This window comes from Subtercola boreus (genome assembly GCF_003399635.1).
GTDB lineage: Bacteria > Actinomycetota > Actinomycetes > Actinomycetales > Microbacteriaceae > Subtercola > Subtercola boreus_B.
The window spans coordinates 1-1,413 of sequence record NZ_NBXB01000078.1 but is presented as its reverse complement, the minus strand read 5'-3'; the positions used below and the strand labels follow the sequence as shown (position 1 = coordinate 1,413).

Genomic DNA, 1,413 nt, shown 5'->3' with positions numbered 1-1,413 from the left:
GGTCAAGTCCCTGATGGTGGTGTAGCGGTGGTTCCTTCGGTTTGTGGGTTTAGGCGCTGAGCTGGAGTGCTGGTTCTGTCACCTCCCTTTCGTTGTCGGTGACGAGGGTGAGGCGGCTTTTGGTGAGGATGTCGAGGCCGAGGTAGCGGCGTCCTTCGGCCCATTCGTCGGTCTGCTCGGCGAGGACGGCACCGACGAGGCGGATGATCGCGTCGCGGTTGGGGAAGATTCCCACGGAGTCGGTGCGGCGGCGGATTTCACGATTCAGGCGCTCGTTGGGGTTGTTAGACCAGATCTGCTGCCAGAGCCCTTCCGGGAAGCCCGTGAAGGCGAGGATGTCGGCGCGAGCTGCGTCGAGGTGGTCGTGTGCGTCGGGGAGTTTGTCGTCGACGTAGTCCAGGAGCCGGTCGAACTGGGCGTTCACGCTATCGGCGTCGGGTTGGTCGTACACGGAGTGCAGCATTGCTTTCACGGCCGGCCACATGTTCTTCGGGCACACGGACATCAGGTTCGCGGCGTAGTGGGTGCGGCAGCGCTGCCAGCTGGCTCCGGGCAGGTTCGCCGCGATCGCCTCGACCAGGCCCTGGTGAGCGTCCGAGGTCACGAGCCGCACACCGGTTAGGCCGCGAGCTGTGAGGTCGGCGAAGAAGCTGTTCCATGCCGCCCCGGTCTCTGAGGTCGCGACGCGGAGGCCAAGAACTTCCCGGCGCCCGTCAGCGTTGACGCCGGTCGCGACGAGGACGACAGCGTTGATGACCCGGCCGCCCTCACGGACTTTCATCGTCAGCGCGTCGGCGGCGACGAACGTGAACGGACCCGCGTCGCCAAGGGGCCGGTGCCGGAACTGGTCGACGTGCTCGTCGAGCTCGGCTGCCATACGGGACACCTGCGACTTCGACAACGAGTGAATGCCAAGGGTCTTCACGAGCTTGTCCATCCGGCGGGTACTGACGCCAGCGAGGTAGCAGTCCGCGATCACGGTGATCATTGCAGCCTCGGCACGCTTGCGGCGTTCGAGGAGCCATTCCGGGAAGTACGTGCCCTGGCGCAGCTTCGGCACGGCGACGTCGATCGTGCCGACCCTCGTGTCGAGGTCGCGGTGACGGTACCCGTTGCGTTGCGCGACACGGTCGGGTGAGGGCTTGCCCCACTCGGCGCCGACGACCGCGTCAGCGTCGGCGGACAGGAGGGCGTTGATCATGGTTTGCAGCAGGCTGCGCATCAGATCCGGGGACGCGTCGCCCAGAGCTTCACCGAGCAGGCCAGCAGGGTCGACAATATGAGGTGCGGTCATCGTGTTGAAGCCTTTCGAGTGGGATGTAGGAGTTTCCTCGAAGGATCACACGGTGACCGCGCTCACGTCAGTAACGACAAGCCAGGCCACCGGGCTACACCACCTTATGGGGCACTACT

At 65.1% G+C, this 1,413-nt stretch carries 1 protein-coding gene; it reads right to left on the bottom strand.

Annotated features, from left to right (window positions below; all coding sequences use genetic code 11):
• Window positions 1–49: 49 nt before the first annotated feature.
• Window positions 50–1,294: an IS256 family transposase gene (locus B7R22_RS18435; RefSeq protein ID WP_116413140.1), complete on the bottom strand. Its 1,245-nt coding sequence runs from the start codon at window positions 1,292–1,294 to the stop codon at window positions 50–52.
• Window positions 1,295–1,413: the final 119 nt, after the last annotated feature.

Coding starts and splice junctions, on each gene's coding strand:
- B7R22_RS18435 (WP_116413140.1), bottom strand. CDS start 1,294: ATGACCGCACCTCATATTGTCGACCCTGCTGGCCTGCTCGGTGAAGCT.